We start from the raw sequence: 14,431 nt of genomic DNA, 5'->3' as shown, positions 1-14,431 counted from the left end.
CACCAGTCACCAGTCACCAGTCACCAGTCACCAGTCACCAGTCACCAGTCACCAGTCACCAGTCACCAGTCACCCACACACCCATTACGCGCCTGTCCGACCCGTTTTTCGGGCATTAAAGAGTAAGGATGTTGCGACGGACCACAACGCAGTGAAAAATCGCAACTTATTGATGTGAAATGTGTTTTTAAATAGGGTTAAAAGCCCAGCCCCCATTTTCCCGCGATACTGACCTCAGTTTACGAAAACAGGACGGTGTCATGCAGTCGATTCAATTTGTTCAGTTCACAACGCGTACCGCGCGGCGCGGCGACGTGCTTCCGGTCTGTGAGCGCTGCGGCGCTCAGACGGCGAACGGCCTATGCCGCGGCGCCATGCGGGGGAACGCGTAATGGACGTCTCACCGATGATTGATGCCGTGGTTGCCCGGATTGCCGAGGCCTTTCCCGGCTTGCAGGTGGAATCTTTCCCCGGAAAACCGGCTGAGTACGTCCTCAGCCATCCTGACGGCGCGATTCTGGTGCGCTACGCCGGCTCTGCGTTCCGCAAGCCGGAAGAGTGCGGGATCGTGCTGCAAACGCAGCTTGTCAAGCTGCGCGCCACCGTCGTGTGCCGCGAATCCAGCGGACAAAACGGGGCCGTGACCGTACTGGATGCGCTGCGGCGCTTGCTGTGCGGACTCCGGCTCCCGAATTGCAGCCGCAAAATCCGGCTGAAGAAAGAGACGGTCGTCGGCAAGGGCAGCAGCGATGGACTGTGGCGTTACACGCTCCGGTTCACCGCGGAAACCCTACAGACCGAAGACGCGTCGCTGCCCGACGGGCCATTACTCACACAAGCCACATACAAGGAAAGCGAAACATGAAATACCGCTACACCGGCCCGACCAGCGGCGTCACGCTGGCTGACGGCACCGAAGTGCTGCTGTTTCCCCAGCGTGCTGTGGAACTGCCTGCCGAGCATGATTACGTGAAAACGTTGGTCGCTCTGGGCCTTCTGCAACCGTTGGAAAACGGCGCTTCTATCACTACTAACGATGAGGTAAACCATGGCAGCTAACTATCTGCATGGGGTCGAAACCGTTGAGGTCGAAACCGGCGCTCGCCCGATCAAGACCGTCAAATCCGCGGTCATCGGCCTGATCGGCACCGCGCCCATGGGGCCGGTCAACGACGTCACGCTGTGCGTGTCTGAAACCAACGCGGCCCAGTTCGGCTCGCAGGTCAGCGGGTTCACCATCCCGCAGGCGCTGGACGCCATTTACGACCACGGCGCCGGTACGGTGCTGGTGATCAACGTGCTCGACCCGGTCAAACACAAGACCTCCGTCGGCAACGCCTCCGTCACGTTCGACAGCACGGGCGCAGCCCAGCTGATCAACCCGGTGGTCTCCAACCTGGTGCTGCGTAAAAACGACGCCGCCCAGCCGTACGTGGAAGGTCAGGACTACACGCTGGATGCGCAGACCGGGAAAATCACCCGCGTCGGCACCAACATCGACAGCGGCAGCACCGTGATCGCCAGCTACGACTTCGCCGATCCGACGAAAGTCACGGCCGCCGACATCATCGGCAGCGTGAACGAAGCGGGCAACCGCACCGGCATGAAACTGCTGAACGACACCTACAACGCCTTCGGCTTCTTCGCGAAGATCCTGATTGCGCCGGTGTACTGCACGCAGAACAGCATCGTGACCGAACTGGTTTCTCTGGCCGACAAACTGGGCGCCGTCGCCTATGTCGATGCGCCGATTGGCACCACGTTCCAGCAGGCCATCAGCGGCCGCGGACCGACTGGCACCATCAACTTCAACACCAGCTCTGACCGCGTGAAGCTGTGCTACCCGCACGTCAAAGTCTACGACGCGAACACCAACAGCGAACGTCTGGAGCCGCTGTCTCAGCGCGCCGCCGGCCTGCGCGCCAAGGTGGATAACGAGAAAGGCTACTGGTGGAGCAGCTCCAACCAGGAAATCTCCGGCATCACCGGCGTAGAACGCCAGCTGTCGGCCATGATTGACGACCCTAACTGCGAAGTGAACCTGCTGAACGAACAGGGCATCACCACGGTGTTCAACAGCTACGGCAGCGGCCTGCGTCTGTGGGGCAACCGTCAGGCGGCCTGGCCGTCCGTGACCCACATGCGCAACTTCGAAAACGTGCGTCGTACCGCTGATGTGATCAACGAATCCATCCGCTACTTCAGCACCCAGTTCATCGACCAGCCGATTAGCCAGGCGCTGATCGACGCGCTGACCGAATCCGTCAACGCCTATGGCCGTACGCTGATCGGCAACGGCGCGCTGTTGGGCTTCAAGTGCTGGTACGACGCCGCGCGCAATGAAGAAACCGAGCTGGCCGCAGGCCATGTGCTGCTGAGCTACAAGTTCACGCCGCCGCCGCCGCTGGAACGTCTGTCTTACGAATCCGAGATCACCTCCGAATACCTGGTGACGCTGAAGGGGAATAGCTAATGGCTAAAATCGAAGTCAATCGCATCACCAATGCGAATATTTATCTGAACGGGGCGAATCTGCTGGGCCGCGCGGAAGAAATCAAACTGCCGGACATCAGCATGATCATGCAGGAGCACAAAGCGCTCGGCATGGTGGGCAAAATCGAACTGCCTTCCGGGTTCGACAAGCTGGAAGGGGAGATCAAATGGAACTCCTTCTACCGCGAAGCGATGCTGGCCACGGCCAACCCGTACAGCGCGTTGTCCTTGCAGTGCCGTTCCAGCGTGGAACGCTACACCGCACAGGGCCGCGTCGACGAAGTGCCGATGATCACCTACCTGACCGTGATGTTTAAGAAGAACCCGCTGGGTACCTTTAAACCGCACGAGAACGCGGAGTTCAGCTCCAGCTTCAACTGCACCTACGTCAAACAGGTGATGGATGGCGAAGACATCCTTGAGCTGGATTATCTGGCCAACATCTTCATGGTCAACGGCGTCGATCAACTGAGCGACTACCGCACCAATATCGGCGGCTAAGGCCGCGTCGCCTGGGGACGACAGCGAATTTTAGACTGTCTTCATCAGGCGACACCCCCGGTCGCGGCTGGCCCTCACGGCAGCCCGACCGATCTGAGAATACCCGCGCCGTGCGGCTTTGCCGGGCGAGCGCACCGGTTCTTACGAGAGCCGACCCGTTTGGGCGAGCGGTACGATTTCGCCGACCGGTGTTTTGATGGTTACCGGTTTTTTCTTTGCCGGGCGGCCATCTCCGACCGACGAAAACGCGGCAGAACGCGCATTCGGTTCGGAGGCGGCACGCCAGCGGGCGAAGGCAGGCGAAGCGTACAGACGACCTGAAAGGGAAAATAAACACGAACGTCGGTGAAACGCCGACCTTTTATCACGAATACCGGCTATCTGCCTCGGCGGCTAGCCCTACATCACACTCTGGAGCACACGATGTCCGATAGCGAAAAGTACCTGTTGCAGTTTCCTTACACCACGCCGGCTGGCGAGCGTCTGACTGAACTGACGCTGACGCGCCTGAAGGCCAAAGACCTGAAAGCGGTCATGAAACTGACCGACAACGCGTCCGACTGGGACAGCCTGCTGCTGGCTCGCGCCAGCAACATGGTGCCGGAAGATCTGGATGAAATGGATCTGGCCGACTTCATGGAGCTGTCCAAACGATTTCAAAAACTGTCTAGCGTGGCTAAGTCCGAAGGGACTGATGGAAGCACAGGCGCTGCTGGCGAGGTGGTTTCGGTTTCAGCCGAGTGAGCTGAATAACTTAACGATCGACGAGTTGGAAGACTGGCTGGAGATGGCCAGGGACCAGATTAAACGTGAGCACGGCGACTGAAGGAGGGAATACCGAGACACGCTCCGCGCGGCGTCGGACGAGAGGAATAGAGTGACAGGCAGACTCTGCCGACCTCCGTCCGAGCCCCGCCTCAGTCGCCGCCGCGCGGGCCGTTCGCAGCCCGTGGCCAACGTCGGTCGTTTTCCCTTCCTGCCCGACCGGGCACCGCCGTATCCCTCTCGCGATCCCTTTTTTTTCATTGGCTTAAGGATAGAACGATCATGGCCAACTTCGATGCATCCTCCAGCGGGGCCGCCGCGTTTCGGCAGTCGCTGCTAGAATATCGCCGTTCGATGGAGTCATTCGACCAGGCGTATCAACGCATGATGACGTCGCAGGTGCGGGTGATGGAGTCGATGGCGCAGGCCGCGAGTCAGGGCGCCCGCCATTTTCAGCGGCTCAACGACGGCATGAAAGATGTCAGCCGCACGCAGGACACCCTGATTTCGCAGCAGACCCGGCTGCAAACGCTCGGCGAGAAATACGAGGCGCTGTCTCAACGGCGGGAAGCGCTGCGCGCGGGCTGGTCTGAGTCCGTCGCCAACGTCAAAGAGACGGCGGCCCCTGTGGTCGACGGGGTCAAGGGCTATGCGGACCAGCAGGCCAGCCTCAGAAATATCACCGTCAGCAACGGGCTGTCCGGCTCGCAGGAGCAACAGATCGCCGCCGCGCTGCGGGAATTCTCCTTGCAAACCCATCAGCGCCAGTCCGTTCTGACGAGCGGGCTGGAGACGCTGATCGACGGCGGCGTCGACCCGATGAAGGGGAAAGATCTGCTGGGCGTCGTCGGCACGGCCGCGGCGGCTACGCAGGCGGATATCCAGCAGATGGCGCGCGTGGGCGCGGCTTTCAACACGCTGAAATTCGATGGCAAACAGGCCGTCACCGGCGCGTTCGACCACATGCTCTCCGGTGCGAAAACGGGCAACCTCGACGTGGCCTCGCTGTCGTCGTCGCTGCCGGGTCTGGCGCGCGGCTTCGAACAGAACGGTATGACCGGCGACGCGGCGCTGAGCCAGATTGTCTCCAGTCTGGCGGTCGGTAAAGCGGCGTCGGGCAGCGACGACACCGCTGTCGCCAATCTCAAAGGGTGGCTGGACACCATCAACAGCAACGACATCGGCGAGCGCTATGCGTCGGCGGGCGTGAACTATCAGGCCTCGATGGCGGACTACATCAAACAAGGATTCTCCACCTACGAAGCCTCGCTGATGATCGGCCAACGTCTGATTGACGACAAAGGCGAGAAATTCAAGCAGGAGTGGCAGGCCGCCGTGGCGAAGGGCGACATGTCCACGCAGGAACGGCTGATGGCGAAGTCCGGCCTGTCCAAGGTCTTCGACAACAACCAGGCGGTGTCGCACCTGCTCAATATGCGTCAGAACTGGAGCGGCTATCAGCAGAGCAAGCAGGCGATGCTCAGCCCGGCGGCGGAAGGGACGACCACGCGCGATGCGTCGGCGCAGAACAATACGCTGAAGGGGCAGTGGCAGCACATGCAGGTGGCGGGCGACAACATGAGCCTCAGCGTGGGCGAAGCGCTTGCGCCAGCGCTGATGGCGGTCGGCAACGCCGTGATGCCGGTGCTGGACGGTTTCTCGCGCTGGATCCAGCTGCATCCCGGCCTGATTCAGGCTGTCGTCGTGGCCCGACAGGCGTTTTCCGTCTTCAAAGCCGCGATCAGCGGGGTGCGCTATGTGCTGAACCTGTTGCAATCGGGCCTGACGCTCGCGCAGTCCGCCTCCACTCGTTTCGGGGGCGCGCTGGGGCGCGGAATGTCGGCGGTCGGCCGGTCAGTGATGAGCGGAATGCGCTCGGTGTCGGGGTGGGTGCGATCCGGCCTGACCGTGGCGCAGTCCGGCATCATGCGCTTTGGCGGCGCGCTGGGGCGCGGCCTGTCAATCGCCGGACGGGCGGTGATGGTGTTCGGCCGTGCGCTGTTAATGAACCCCATCGGCCTGCTGATTACCGGTATCGCGATCGGGGCTTACCTGATTTACCGCTACTGGGAGCCGATCAGCAACTGGTTCAGCGCGCGTTGGGAAGACATTAAAAACGCCTTCCGGGGCGGCATCGGCGGCGTGGGAAAACTGCTGCTCAACTGGTCGCCGCTCGGCATCATTTACAAACTGTTCGCGGGCGTTCTGCGCTATTTCAACATCAACCTGCCGAGCAACCTGAGCGAAGCGGGCGGCAAACTGATCGGCGCGTTGTCGTCGGCCATCAGCAGAAAATGGGAGAGCGTCAAAGCCGTGTTCAGCGGTTTCGGCGGCTCGCTGAGCCAGTGGGCCTCCGAGCTGTGGGAAGGGCTAAAAACCAATTTCAGCGGCGGCATCGGCCGTCTGACCCAAATCCTCGTGGACTGGTCGCCGCTCGGCATTTTCTACAAGCTGTTCTCCGGCGTTCTGAGCTATTTCGGTGTGGATTTACCGGCCAGCTTCAGTGAGTTCGGCAGCCAACTGATCGGCTCGTTGATCTCAGGCATCACGGATAAATGGGAGAAGTTGAAAAGCTTTGTCTCGAATCTGGGCAGCACCATCAGCAGCTGGTTTAACGATGAGGGGAAGGACGACGACAATAGCGCGGATAAAACGATCACCCAGCGTGAACACCCCGTGGTGACGCCGCCGCCGGCCCGCAAGACCGTAGACGATGTGCCGCAGATGCCCGCGAATGGCGCTAACGCCAGCGCGAAAGCGGGGACGGGCGAGGGCTGAAGCTGACGTTCTCGCCGACCATCCATGTCAACGGCCAGCCCGCGACGGCGACGCCGGACATTAAAAACGCGCTCAATCTGAGCCTGCATGAACTGGAAAAAATGATGCAGAAGGTGATGGAACAGCAGCAACGCCGGGGGTACGCATAATGTTTGCCGTATTGGGAGATATCGAATTCGAGCTGATCGCCTACTGGGACGGCTTTGAGGCGCAGTTCGGCGCGGATTACGCCGAACACGCCCGCATTGAGGGCAAGCCGGGCTTGCAGTTCATCGGCGAAAAGCTGGATGAAATCAGCATCAGCCTGGTGTTCAACCAGATGTTTTGTACGCCGGACGTCGAGCTGGCGCGGCTGCGCAACCTGCTGCGCTCGCATCAGGCGCAGGCGTTGGTCTTCGGCAACGGCGACTATCGCGGCTGGTTCGTGCTGACTCAGGTGCGCGCCACCAGTCAGCAGACCGACAAGTCCGGCAACGTGCTGGCGCTGACGGCGGAAGTGACGCTGCGCGAGTACGTCGGCGACCCGAAAAATCCGTTGGCGATGCCCGCCGTCAACACCGGCGTGCCGAATAGCCAAACGGTAGCGACGGCGACGGCCGCCGCGTCCGGCATCGCCAGCGCGATCCGCACGGCGGTGGGCTACGTCCGCACCGCGCAATCGGTGGTGAAAAACGTCTCTGCGGTGGTGCAGACGGTGCAGAAGATGAAGAACAATCCATCGCAGGCGCTGGGACAGGTGCCGACGCTGCTCACACAGATCGGCACCGCCGTTGAACCGTTGCAGAAAGCCATGCCCGCGCTGGCGACGGTCACGGCGACCTTCCCGGAAGTCAGCCGGGTGGCGAAGGCGGCGGATCAGGCCATCACCTTTGTGAAGAGCGCCCACAAGGCGTTGTCGGGCATTAACGTCAGTACCATTGACGACCTGTCACCTGCGCTGGACGTGGTCGCCACGCAGCTCAGCGCCGCCAGCGACACGCTGGAGAAAGTCGCGCCGGTCGTGAGTTCGCTGACCGCCGCTATCACGACGAGGAGGATTTGATGTTTATCGAGCACATCACCACGCAGGGCGAGCGCTGGGACGCGCTGGCCTACCGGTACTACGGCGATCCGCTGGGCTATGACCGCATTATCGCCGCCAATCCGCACGTGGCCGTCACGCCCGTGCTGGCTTCCGGCATCATGCTGTCGATCCCGGTGATTGAACAGGCTGACGTCGTGCTGACGGAGGACACGCCGCCGTGGCTACGTTAATCGCTCAACCGGCCGCGTCGACGGCCAATCGTGAAGTGCCGCAGCCGATTTTCACGCTGTGGTATCTGCAAAAAGATATCACCAACGATATCGCGCCCTACGTCACGCGGCTGACCTACACAGACGGCATCAAAAACGAGTCGGACACGCTGGAAGTGGAGCTGGACGACACCGACGGTCGTTGGATCGACGCCTGGTATCCGGGAAAAGGCGACACCCTGTCGCTCAAACTGGGCTATCGCGGCGACACCTTGCGGGACTGCGGCGCATTCAGTATCGATGAAATCGAGGTGCGATCGCCGCCCTCGACCGTCTCGATGCGCGGGGTGGCGACGTCCGTCAAAACCGCGCTGCGCACCAAGTCCAGCCGGGGATTCGAAGGCACTACGCTGGCGGCCATCGCCAACCGTATCGCCAAAAAACACAAGCTGGCGCTGGTCGGCAGCATCGCGCCGATCACGTTTGACCGCATCACGCAGTACGCGGAAACCGATGTCGCTTTTTTGCGACGGTTGGCCAGCGAGTACGGCTATGCGGTGAAGGTGACCAGCACCCAACTGATCTTCTCGCATCTGGGCGCGCTGCGCAGCCAGACGCCGGTGAAGACGTTCACCCGCAACGACGTCGCCAGCTTCTCGATGCGCGACACCATCAGTCACGTGTACGAAGGGGCGAAGATCAAGCATCAGGACCCCGCGAAGAAGCAGTTGGTGACCTACAAGGCTGACGGAACGCAGTCCGGCGACGACAGCGCGACCAGCGCGGATACGCTCAACGTCAACAGCCGGACGACCGGCAAAGACACGGCGGAGCTGAAGGCCAACGCGGCGCTGGATCAGCACAACGAACAGCAGGAGAGCGGGCAGCTGACGCTGATGGGCGCCACCTCGCTGATCGCGGGCAACAAAATTTCGCTGAGCGGTTTCGGCCGCTTTTCCGGCGACTGGTTGCTGAATCAGGTGCGGCATTCGCTCACGCGCGACGGCGGTTACGTCAGCGAGCTGGAGATTGTCCGCGGTCCGGTGACCAAGGGCGCTCGCAAGGCGACGACCGGGCAATCCAATACGCTGTCCGTCTATCACCCCGACGGCAGCACGACGCAAACCACGAAAAAAGAGGGCGCATCATGATGAATGCGAGCCACGAGTCCGTCCGCGGTCTGTTGACCCAGAGCGCCTGCGCAGCGATAGCTCGCAGATTGACGATGCCCCATCACCGCGAGGGCGGTTTTCATCTAACGATGGGGAGAGAGGAGCACGTATGACATCGTTACGCGTTGGCACCGTGAGTGCCGTTGATGCCGCGGGCGTGCGCGCCCGTGTGCGGCTGCCGGAGTGCGACAACCTGCGCACCGCCTGGCTGGAGGTGTTGCAGCGCAACACGCAGAATAACAAGGACTATTGGCTGCCGGACGTCGGCGAACAGGTGCGTATTTTGCTGGACGACAATGGCGAAGACGGCGTGATCCTCGGCGCGATTTATTCGAGCGTCGATACGCCGCCGGTCAATAACGCGCAGGCGCGCGGCTGCACCTACTCGGACGGCGCGGCGTTCTATTACGATCGCGCGACGCACACGTTGACGGTCAATGGCGGTATTCAGCACATCGTCATCGAAACGCAGGCGGATGTGGTGGTGAAAACACCGCGCGCTACCGTCGACTCGCCCGACACAACCTTCACCGGCAATGTGCTGGTGCAGGGGAAGCTCACCTATCAGGGCGACATGGTCGGTACGGCGGCGACTATCCAGGGCAACGTCACCGTCAACGGCAACGTCAGCGCCACCGGCTCCGTCATGGACGCGGGCGGCAACTCCAATCACCACTCACACTGACCGTCACGCGGGGGAGGGCGGGGATATCAGCCCCGTCTTTCCGCCATCGGGCGTATCAGCGCCGCTGGCTCCGTCATGGATGCGGGCGGCCATGCTCATCGCCGGTCGCACGCGTGTTTCAGCATGATCTGTAATCACACACCAAATTGAGTGTGTCTTGATGCTCGATGAGGGTTGCCCTCCGCGAAGCGCGGTCATACGCTGCGACACCCGACACCCGACACCCGACACCCGACACCCGACACCCGACACCCGACACCCGACACCCGACACCCGACACCCGACACCCGACACCCGACACCCGACACCCGACACCCGACACCCGACACCCGACACCCGACACCCGACACCCGACACCCGACACCCGACACCCGACACCCGACACCCGACACCCGACACCCGACACCCGACACCCGACACCCGACACCCGGCACCCGACACCCGACACCCGACACCCGACACCGCCCATTTCCCGTTCGCCTTCTGCGATATCCGCGTTTTCCGTTGACGGTTCTATCCATTCTCAATTCTTCCGCGTCACCAGAGCGCCGAGTCTGTTGACGGTGATGGAGACTCATTTTTGCTTTTTTGGTTTTTTTCCAGACTCGTTATCGCCCATTTTCGACCCGTTTTGCTCGCTAGTTTCACGCACGTCGGGCGGTTTTTTTACTGTTTCCCGGCCGCGCAATCTGTCTTGGGCGAGGGCGTGAAAATCGCGTTTTTTCGTCATGCCTCATCATGCACCTTTAACTGTGTTTACAAGCCCTGGCGCGGGCTGGCGGGGATACTGACCGTATGAAAACGAACTCAATCTTCTGGCAACCGGCACTGCAACACCCCGGCGATTTAGTCGAGGGCACCGCCGATATTGCTCAATCCATTTTCATTATTCTGCGCACCCCGCGCGGCAGCGACCCGCATCGTCCGGAGTTCGGCAGCGATTTGCATCGCTACCTCGACTACCCCATCGACCGGGCTATTCCGCACGTGGTGCGGGAGTCGGTTGAGGCCATCAAACGTTGGGAGCCGCGCTGCAAACTGCTGGGCGTGAAACCCACGGTGGACGGCGAACATCTGACGCTTCGGGTGCAGTGGCGCACGGTCGCAGGCGTGGAACAACAAACGGAGCTGGTATGGCGTTAACAACAGAGCCTGTGTTTATCGAACGTGATGCAGAGGCGATCACGGCTGAAATGATTGCCCGCTACGAGGCGGACAGCGGCAAAACCCTTTACCCGGCGCAGGCGGAGCGCCTGCTGATCGACCTGATCGCCTATCGCGAAATGCTATTGCGCAGCGCCATTCAGGATGCGGCCAAGCAGAACCTGGTGCGCTACGCGCGTGCGCCGATGCTGGATTATCTCGGCGAGCTGGTGGGCGTTTATCGCCTGGCCGCGCAGTCCGCGCAGGCGATGCTGGCATTTAGCGTCGACTCCGCGCCGCTGACCGACGTGCTGATCCCGGCGGGGCTGCGGGTCAGCGCTTCCGATAGCGTCATTTTTGCGACCGATACTGACGCCGTGCTGAAAGCCGGCACGACGAGCATCACCACCACCGCGACCTGCGCTGACGCGGGGACCGTCGGCAACGGCTGGCAGCCCGCGCAGATCAGTACCCTGCTGGACGATGTGAGCGATCTCCTCGACCTGGCGGTCAGCAATTTGACGGCCACCAGCGGCGGTTCCGAACAGGAAGACGACGAGAAGCTGCGCGAACGCATCATGCTCGCGCCCGAAGCGTTCAGCACCGCGGGTTCCCGGCTGGCGTACCGCTATCACGCGCTGAGCGCGCACCCGGACATCGTCGATGTCGCGGTGGTGTCGCCGACGCCGGGGACGGTCGAGCTGTACCCGTTGATGTCCGGCGGGCTGCCGGATGCTTCGGTGCTTACCGACGTCGAGAGTCTGTGCTCGGCGGAGAAGGTGCGTCCGCTGACCGACACGGTCACCGTCAGCGCGCCGGAGCGGGTGGATTATGCCATCCATGCGCAACTGGTCATCAAGCGCGGCGAGTCCTCCGAGTCCGTGAAAGCCGCGGCGGAAACCGCAGCCGCCGCCTGGGTTCAGGCGCGGGCGGCGACGCTCGGCAAAGACATCGTGCTCAGCCAGATCATGGCCGCACTGTCGGTGAACGGCGTCTACGACGTGTCGCTGACTTCGCCCACGCAGTCGCTGACGGTCGAAGAGCATCAGTGGGCGCACTGCACCGGTATCGAGATCGTGGCGACGGGGGTGTCGGATGAGTGATCTGCCTCTTCCTCCGCCGCTGGCGGGGGACGCCAGCCTGACCGCGCTGGCGAATCTGGCCGAGCGCTGGGATGAGCTGGATCTGTCGGCGCTGATGGTTTACCTCGTCGATATCGTCGACAGCAGCGCGCTGGACGCGTTGGCCGAACAGTTTTCGCTGAAGGAAGACGGCTGGGTGCTGGCGGAGTCGGAAGACGCGCGCCGGGCGATGATCAAAACCGCTATCGAAATGCATCGCTACAAGGGTACGCCCTGGGCGATCCGTGCGGTGATCCGCAGTCTGGGCTTCGGCGAGGTCGAACTGATCGAGCATATCGGACGCCTCAATTACGACGGCGAACGCCGTTACAACAACCTGTTCGTGTACGGCGACGCCAGCAAATGGGCGGTTTACCGCGTGCTGTTGCAGCAGCCGATCACCAACGATCAGGCGCAGATGCTGCGCCGCACGCTAGAGGCCATCGCCCCCGCGCGTTGCCATCTGGCCAGCATCGAATATACCGCCGTGCCGATTCGCTACAACCGCACGGCAATCTATGACAATAGTTACAACTACGGGAGTGCCTAATGGCAGAGTTAACAGAAAAAGCCGAGTGGACCGACGGTATATACCAGTTGGAAACCTCGGACCCGGTGGTGGGCGGCCCCGGCGGGATATCCAACCGTCAGGCGCAGGAGCTGGCCTATCGCACCCGCTACCTTAAAGACAATTTGGACGCGACCAGCGCCGGTCTTTCGCAGCACGAATCCGCGGCCGACCCGCACACGCAGTACGCGCCGAAGCTGAATCCGACCTTCAGCGGCATGCCGAAAGCGCCGACGCCCGCGAGCGACAGCAACAGCGATCAGCTGGCGACGACGGCGTTTGTGAAAAGCGTGGTGGCCGCGCTGGTCGATGGCTCTCCGGCGGCGCTGGATACGCTGAAAGAGCTGTCCGTCGCGCTGGGTAATGACCCGCACTTTGCGACGACGATAACCAACAGCATTGCGCAAAAGGCCCCGCTAAACAGCCCAGCGCTGAGCGGTACTCCCACCGCGCCGACCGCCGAGGCGAGCGTGAATACCACGCAGATTGCGACAACGGCCTTCGTGAAGTCGGCCATCAATGCGCTGGTGGACGGTTCGCCGGAAGCGCTGGACACGCTGAAAGAGCTGTCAGCGGCGCTCGGCAACGATGCCAACTTCGCCGCCACGGTGACGAACTCGCTGTCCGGCAAAATGGAAAAAGGTCAAAACGGCGCGGATATCCCGGATAAAGCGCGTTTTCTCGAAAACCTTGGTTTAGGGGAAGGCTCCGCGTTACCGGTGGGGACGCCGATCCCCTGGCCGTCGGCGACGGTGCCTGCGGGATGGCTCCAGTGCAACGGCGCGACGTTTACAGCCGCCCAATATCCCAAGCTGGCGCAGGCCTATCCGGGACTTAAATTACCGGATCTGCGCGGCGAATTTATTCGTGGTTGGGACAGTGGGCGTGGGGTTGATGGCGGGCGGGCATTACTCGCAGCACAAGGCGATGAACTCAAATCGCACAACCATGGTTTCATTAATGAATATGGAACAGCCACAGCACAGTTCATTGCTTTCACTGATCAAAACAATGAAGGCGTAGATGGCGGACTCAGAGAAGGGAGTCGAGCGTGGACTTACGTCTGGTTGGCAAGTACCGGAGGAAATGAAACAAGACCCCGCAACATCGCATTTAACTACATCGTGAGGGCCGCATAATGTCTAAAGCTGAATTGAATGATGACCTGATTGCCGTGGTGGCCGGAGACATTACCGTCTACCACTTTGATGAATTAACCGGTGAATATCATTTCCCGACCACGCAATATCTGCCGGTGGGCGTCGGCTTGCCCGCGCATTCCTGTTTCGATGCCCCTCCGGCTCCCAAAGACGGCTTTGCGATCCGCCGGACGGTCGACGGTTCGGCATGGGAATATCTCAGCGACCATCGCGGCGATACGGTTTACAACACGCAAACCCGGCAACCCGTGACGCTGACGACGCTGGGGGCGTATCCGGAAAATACAACGCCGCTGGCGCCCGCCACGGAATACGATATTTGGGACGGGACAAACTGGGTGTTGGACGTGGCAGCGAAGCAGACTGGCGAGATCGCGGAAGCTGAACAACGCCGACAAACGCTGCTGACCGAGGCAGATAACGTGACGTCGGACTGGCGGGTCGAGCTGATGCTCGGAGATATCAGCGATGATAATAAAACCAAACTGTCGGCGTGGATGGCCTACAAGGCCGCGGTCAACGCTGTCGATGTGTCAACGGCCCCTGACGTGAGCTGGCCTGCGCAACCGGCGGTGTAATCTCCGAATTTGTGTTTTACCACTGAGATCGGTCAGTCTGGAGACAGACTGACCTTTTACTTATTTGGAGATTGAGGTTTCCCTAAGGGAATATTAGGAAAGAGCATGTTCGTTGATTTTCATGACACGGGCAGGGAAACGCAAACTCCTGACGTGGCACGATCAACTTCATTGAGGGTCTCGTAGGACCAATAAAAAAGCGGGAAGGAAAACCTCCCGCTTTTTCGTCAGCGA

At 61.1% G+C, this 14,431-nt stretch carries 18 protein-coding genes; 17 read left to right on the top strand and 1 reads right to left on the bottom strand.

Going from position 1 to position 14,431, the window contains the following annotated elements:
- Positions 1-260: 260 nt before the first annotated feature.
- The 12 genes from CKQ53_RS18915 (at position 261) to CKQ53_RS00285 (ending at position 9,627) form a co-directional block, all read left to right on the top strand.
- Entirely contained in the window at positions 261-392 is a 132-nt protein-coding gene (locus CKQ53_RS18915) for a hypothetical protein (RefSeq protein WP_276330735.1), read from the top strand.
- A complete protein-coding gene (locus tag CKQ53_RS00335) occupies positions 392-865 on the top strand; it encodes a Gp37 family protein (protein WP_085653712.1) in 474 nt (157 codons plus the stop codon). The genes CKQ53_RS18915 and CKQ53_RS00335 overlap by 1 nt, the downstream gene beginning before the upstream one ends.
- Entirely contained in the window at positions 862-1,059 is a 198-nt protein-coding gene (locus CKQ53_RS00330; RefSeq protein ID WP_085653711.1) for a hypothetical protein, read from the top strand. The genes CKQ53_RS00335 and CKQ53_RS00330 overlap by 4 nt, the downstream gene beginning before the upstream one ends.
- On the top strand, positions 1,049-2,473 hold the full coding sequence (locus CKQ53_RS00325) for a phage tail sheath subtilisin-like domain-containing protein (protein ID WP_085653710.1): 1,425 nt from the start codon (positions 1,049-1,051) through the stop codon (positions 2,471-2,473). Before CKQ53_RS00330 ends, CKQ53_RS00325 begins: the two co-directional genes overlap by 11 nt.
- Positions 2,473-2,994, top strand: a complete 522-nt coding sequence (locus tag CKQ53_RS00320; protein WP_094118897.1) for a phage major tail tube protein — start codon at positions 2,473-2,475, stop codon at positions 2,992-2,994. The genes CKQ53_RS00325 and CKQ53_RS00320 overlap by 1 nt, the downstream gene beginning before the upstream one ends.
- 423 nt (positions 2,995-3,417) lie before the next feature.
- The gene (locus tag CKQ53_RS00315; protein WP_094118898.1) at positions 3,418-3,738 is read left to right on the top strand and encodes a phage tail assembly protein; all 321 of its coding nucleotides are present in this window, start codon (positions 3,418-3,420) and stop codon (positions 3,736-3,738) included.
- Entirely contained in the window at positions 3,689-3,820 is a 132-nt protein-coding gene (locus CKQ53_RS00310; RefSeq protein WP_071999740.1) for a GpE family phage tail protein, read from the top strand. Before CKQ53_RS00315 ends, CKQ53_RS00310 begins: the two co-directional genes overlap by 50 nt.
- A 221-nt stretch (positions 3,821-4,041) precedes the next feature.
- The gene (locus CKQ53_RS00305) at positions 4,042-6,537 is read left to right on the top strand and encodes a phage tail tape measure protein (RefSeq protein WP_118894517.1); all 2,496 of its coding nucleotides are present in this window, start codon (positions 4,042-4,044) and stop codon (positions 6,535-6,537) included.
- Between the two features lie 148 nt (positions 6,538-6,685).
- Positions 6,686-7,579 (top strand): phage tail protein, encoded by an 894-nt coding sequence (locus CKQ53_RS00300; RefSeq protein WP_085653706.1) that lies wholly within the window; start codon positions 6,686-6,688, stop codon positions 7,577-7,579.
- Positions 7,579-7,791 carry a tail protein X gene (locus CKQ53_RS00295; RefSeq protein WP_085653705.1) on the top strand — a complete coding sequence of 71 codons (213 nt, stop codon included), beginning with the start codon at positions 7,579-7,581 and terminating at the stop codon, positions 7,789-7,791. The genes CKQ53_RS00300 and CKQ53_RS00295 overlap by 1 nt, the downstream gene beginning before the upstream one ends.
- Positions 7,779-8,921, top strand: coding sequence for a phage late control D family protein (locus tag CKQ53_RS00290; protein ID WP_094118900.1), 1,143 nt, complete (start codon positions 7,779-7,781; stop codon positions 8,919-8,921). The genes CKQ53_RS00295 and CKQ53_RS00290 overlap by 13 nt, the downstream gene beginning before the upstream one ends.
- Before the next feature lie 130 nt (positions 8,922-9,051).
- A complete protein-coding gene (locus CKQ53_RS00285; RefSeq protein WP_094118901.1) occupies positions 9,052-9,627 on the top strand; it encodes a phage baseplate assembly protein V in 576 nt (191 codons plus the stop codon).
- 574 nt (positions 9,628-10,201) lie between these two features.
- Here CKQ53_RS00285 and CKQ53_RS18350 read toward each other — a convergent pair.
- Positions 10,202-10,357 carry a hypothetical protein gene (locus CKQ53_RS18350; RefSeq protein WP_162896315.1) on the bottom strand — a complete coding sequence of 52 codons (156 nt, stop codon included), beginning with the start codon at positions 10,355-10,357 and terminating at the stop codon, positions 10,202-10,204.
- A gap of 65 nt (positions 10,358-10,422) precedes the next feature.
- Between CKQ53_RS18350 and CKQ53_RS00275 the strand changes: the two genes are divergently transcribed.
- Genes CKQ53_RS00275 through CKQ53_RS00255 form a run of 5 tightly spaced genes read left to right on the top strand, consistent with a single transcriptional unit; the run spans position 10,423 to position 14,197 of the window.
- Complete coding sequence (locus tag CKQ53_RS00275; protein WP_085653702.1) at positions 10,423-10,770, top strand: GPW/gp25 family protein; 348 nt, start codon at positions 10,423-10,425, stop codon at positions 10,768-10,770.
- Entirely contained in the window at positions 10,761-11,873 is a 1,113-nt protein-coding gene (locus CKQ53_RS00270) for a baseplate assembly protein (protein ID WP_118894515.1), read from the top strand. Before CKQ53_RS00275 ends, CKQ53_RS00270 begins: the two co-directional genes overlap by 10 nt.
- A complete protein-coding gene (locus CKQ53_RS00265) occupies positions 11,866-12,441 on the top strand; it encodes a phage tail protein (RefSeq protein ID WP_085653700.1) in 576 nt (191 codons plus the stop codon). Before CKQ53_RS00270 ends, CKQ53_RS00265 begins: the two co-directional genes overlap by 8 nt.
- The gene (locus CKQ53_RS00260) at positions 12,441-13,598 is read left to right on the top strand and encodes a phage tail protein (protein ID WP_118894513.1); all 1,158 of its coding nucleotides are present in this window, start codon (positions 12,441-12,443) and stop codon (positions 13,596-13,598) included. Before CKQ53_RS00265 ends, CKQ53_RS00260 begins: the two co-directional genes overlap by 1 nt.
- Positions 13,598-14,197, top strand: a complete 600-nt coding sequence (locus CKQ53_RS00255) for a tail fiber assembly protein (protein ID WP_094118920.1) — start codon at positions 13,598-13,600, stop codon at positions 14,195-14,197. Before CKQ53_RS00260 ends, CKQ53_RS00255 begins: the two co-directional genes overlap by 1 nt.
- Positions 14,198-14,431 lie beyond the last annotated feature (234 nt).

Origin of the sequence: Lonsdalea britannica (genome assembly GCF_003515985.1) — a bacterium.
In the GTDB taxonomy this organism is placed as follows: domain Bacteria; phylum Pseudomonadota; class Gammaproteobacteria; order Enterobacterales; family Enterobacteriaceae; genus Lonsdalea; species Lonsdalea britannica.
Note: the sequence above shows the minus strand (reverse complement) of the source record. Positions and strands in the feature narration are given on the sequence as shown.

Bases quoted from the DNA above. Each gene is read 5' to 3' on its own strand.
- CKQ53_RS18915 (WP_276330735.1), top strand. From the start codon at position 261: ATGCAGTCGATTCAATTTGTTCAGTTCACAACGCGTACCGCGCGGCGC.
- CKQ53_RS00335 (WP_085653712.1), top strand. From the start codon at position 392: ATGGACGTCTCACCGATGATTGATGCCGTGGTTGCCCGGATTGCCGAG.
- CKQ53_RS00330 (WP_085653711.1), top strand. From the start codon at position 862: ATGAAATACCGCTACACCGGCCCGACCAGCGGCGTCACGCTGGCTGAC.
- CKQ53_RS00325 (WP_085653710.1), top strand. From the start codon at position 1,049: ATGGCAGCTAACTATCTGCATGGGGTCGAAACCGTTGAGGTCGAAACC.
- CKQ53_RS00320 (WP_094118897.1), top strand. From the start codon at position 2,473: ATGGCTAAAATCGAAGTCAATCGCATCACCAATGCGAATATTTATCTG.
- CKQ53_RS00315 (WP_094118898.1), top strand. From the start codon at position 3,418: ATGTCCGATAGCGAAAAGTACCTGTTGCAGTTTCCTTACACCACGCCG.
- CKQ53_RS00310 (WP_071999740.1), top strand. From the start codon at position 3,689: ATGGAAGCACAGGCGCTGCTGGCGAGGTGGTTTCGGTTTCAGCCGAGT.
- CKQ53_RS00305 (WP_118894517.1), top strand. From the start codon at position 4,042: ATGGCCAACTTCGATGCATCCTCCAGCGGGGCCGCCGCGTTTCGGCAG.
- CKQ53_RS00300 (WP_085653706.1), top strand. From the start codon at position 6,686: ATGTTTGCCGTATTGGGAGATATCGAATTCGAGCTGATCGCCTACTGG.
- CKQ53_RS00295 (WP_085653705.1), top strand. From the start codon at position 7,579: ATGTTTATCGAGCACATCACCACGCAGGGCGAGCGCTGGGACGCGCTG.
- CKQ53_RS00285 (WP_094118901.1), top strand. From the start codon at position 9,052: ATGACATCGTTACGCGTTGGCACCGTGAGTGCCGTTGATGCCGCGGGC.
- CKQ53_RS18350 (WP_162896315.1), bottom strand. From the start codon at position 10,357: ATGACGAAAAAACGCGATTTTCACGCCCTCGCCCAAGACAGATTGCGC.
- CKQ53_RS00275 (WP_085653702.1), top strand. From the start codon at position 10,423: ATGAAAACGAACTCAATCTTCTGGCAACCGGCACTGCAACACCCCGGC.
- CKQ53_RS00270 (WP_118894515.1), top strand. From the start codon at position 10,761: ATGGCGTTAACAACAGAGCCTGTGTTTATCGAACGTGATGCAGAGGCG.
- CKQ53_RS00265 (WP_085653700.1), top strand. From the start codon at position 11,866: ATGAGTGATCTGCCTCTTCCTCCGCCGCTGGCGGGGGACGCCAGCCTG.
- CKQ53_RS00260 (WP_118894513.1), top strand. From the start codon at position 12,441: ATGGCAGAGTTAACAGAAAAAGCCGAGTGGACCGACGGTATATACCAG.
- CKQ53_RS00255 (WP_094118920.1), top strand. From the start codon at position 13,598: ATGTCTAAAGCTGAATTGAATGATGACCTGATTGCCGTGGTGGCCGGA.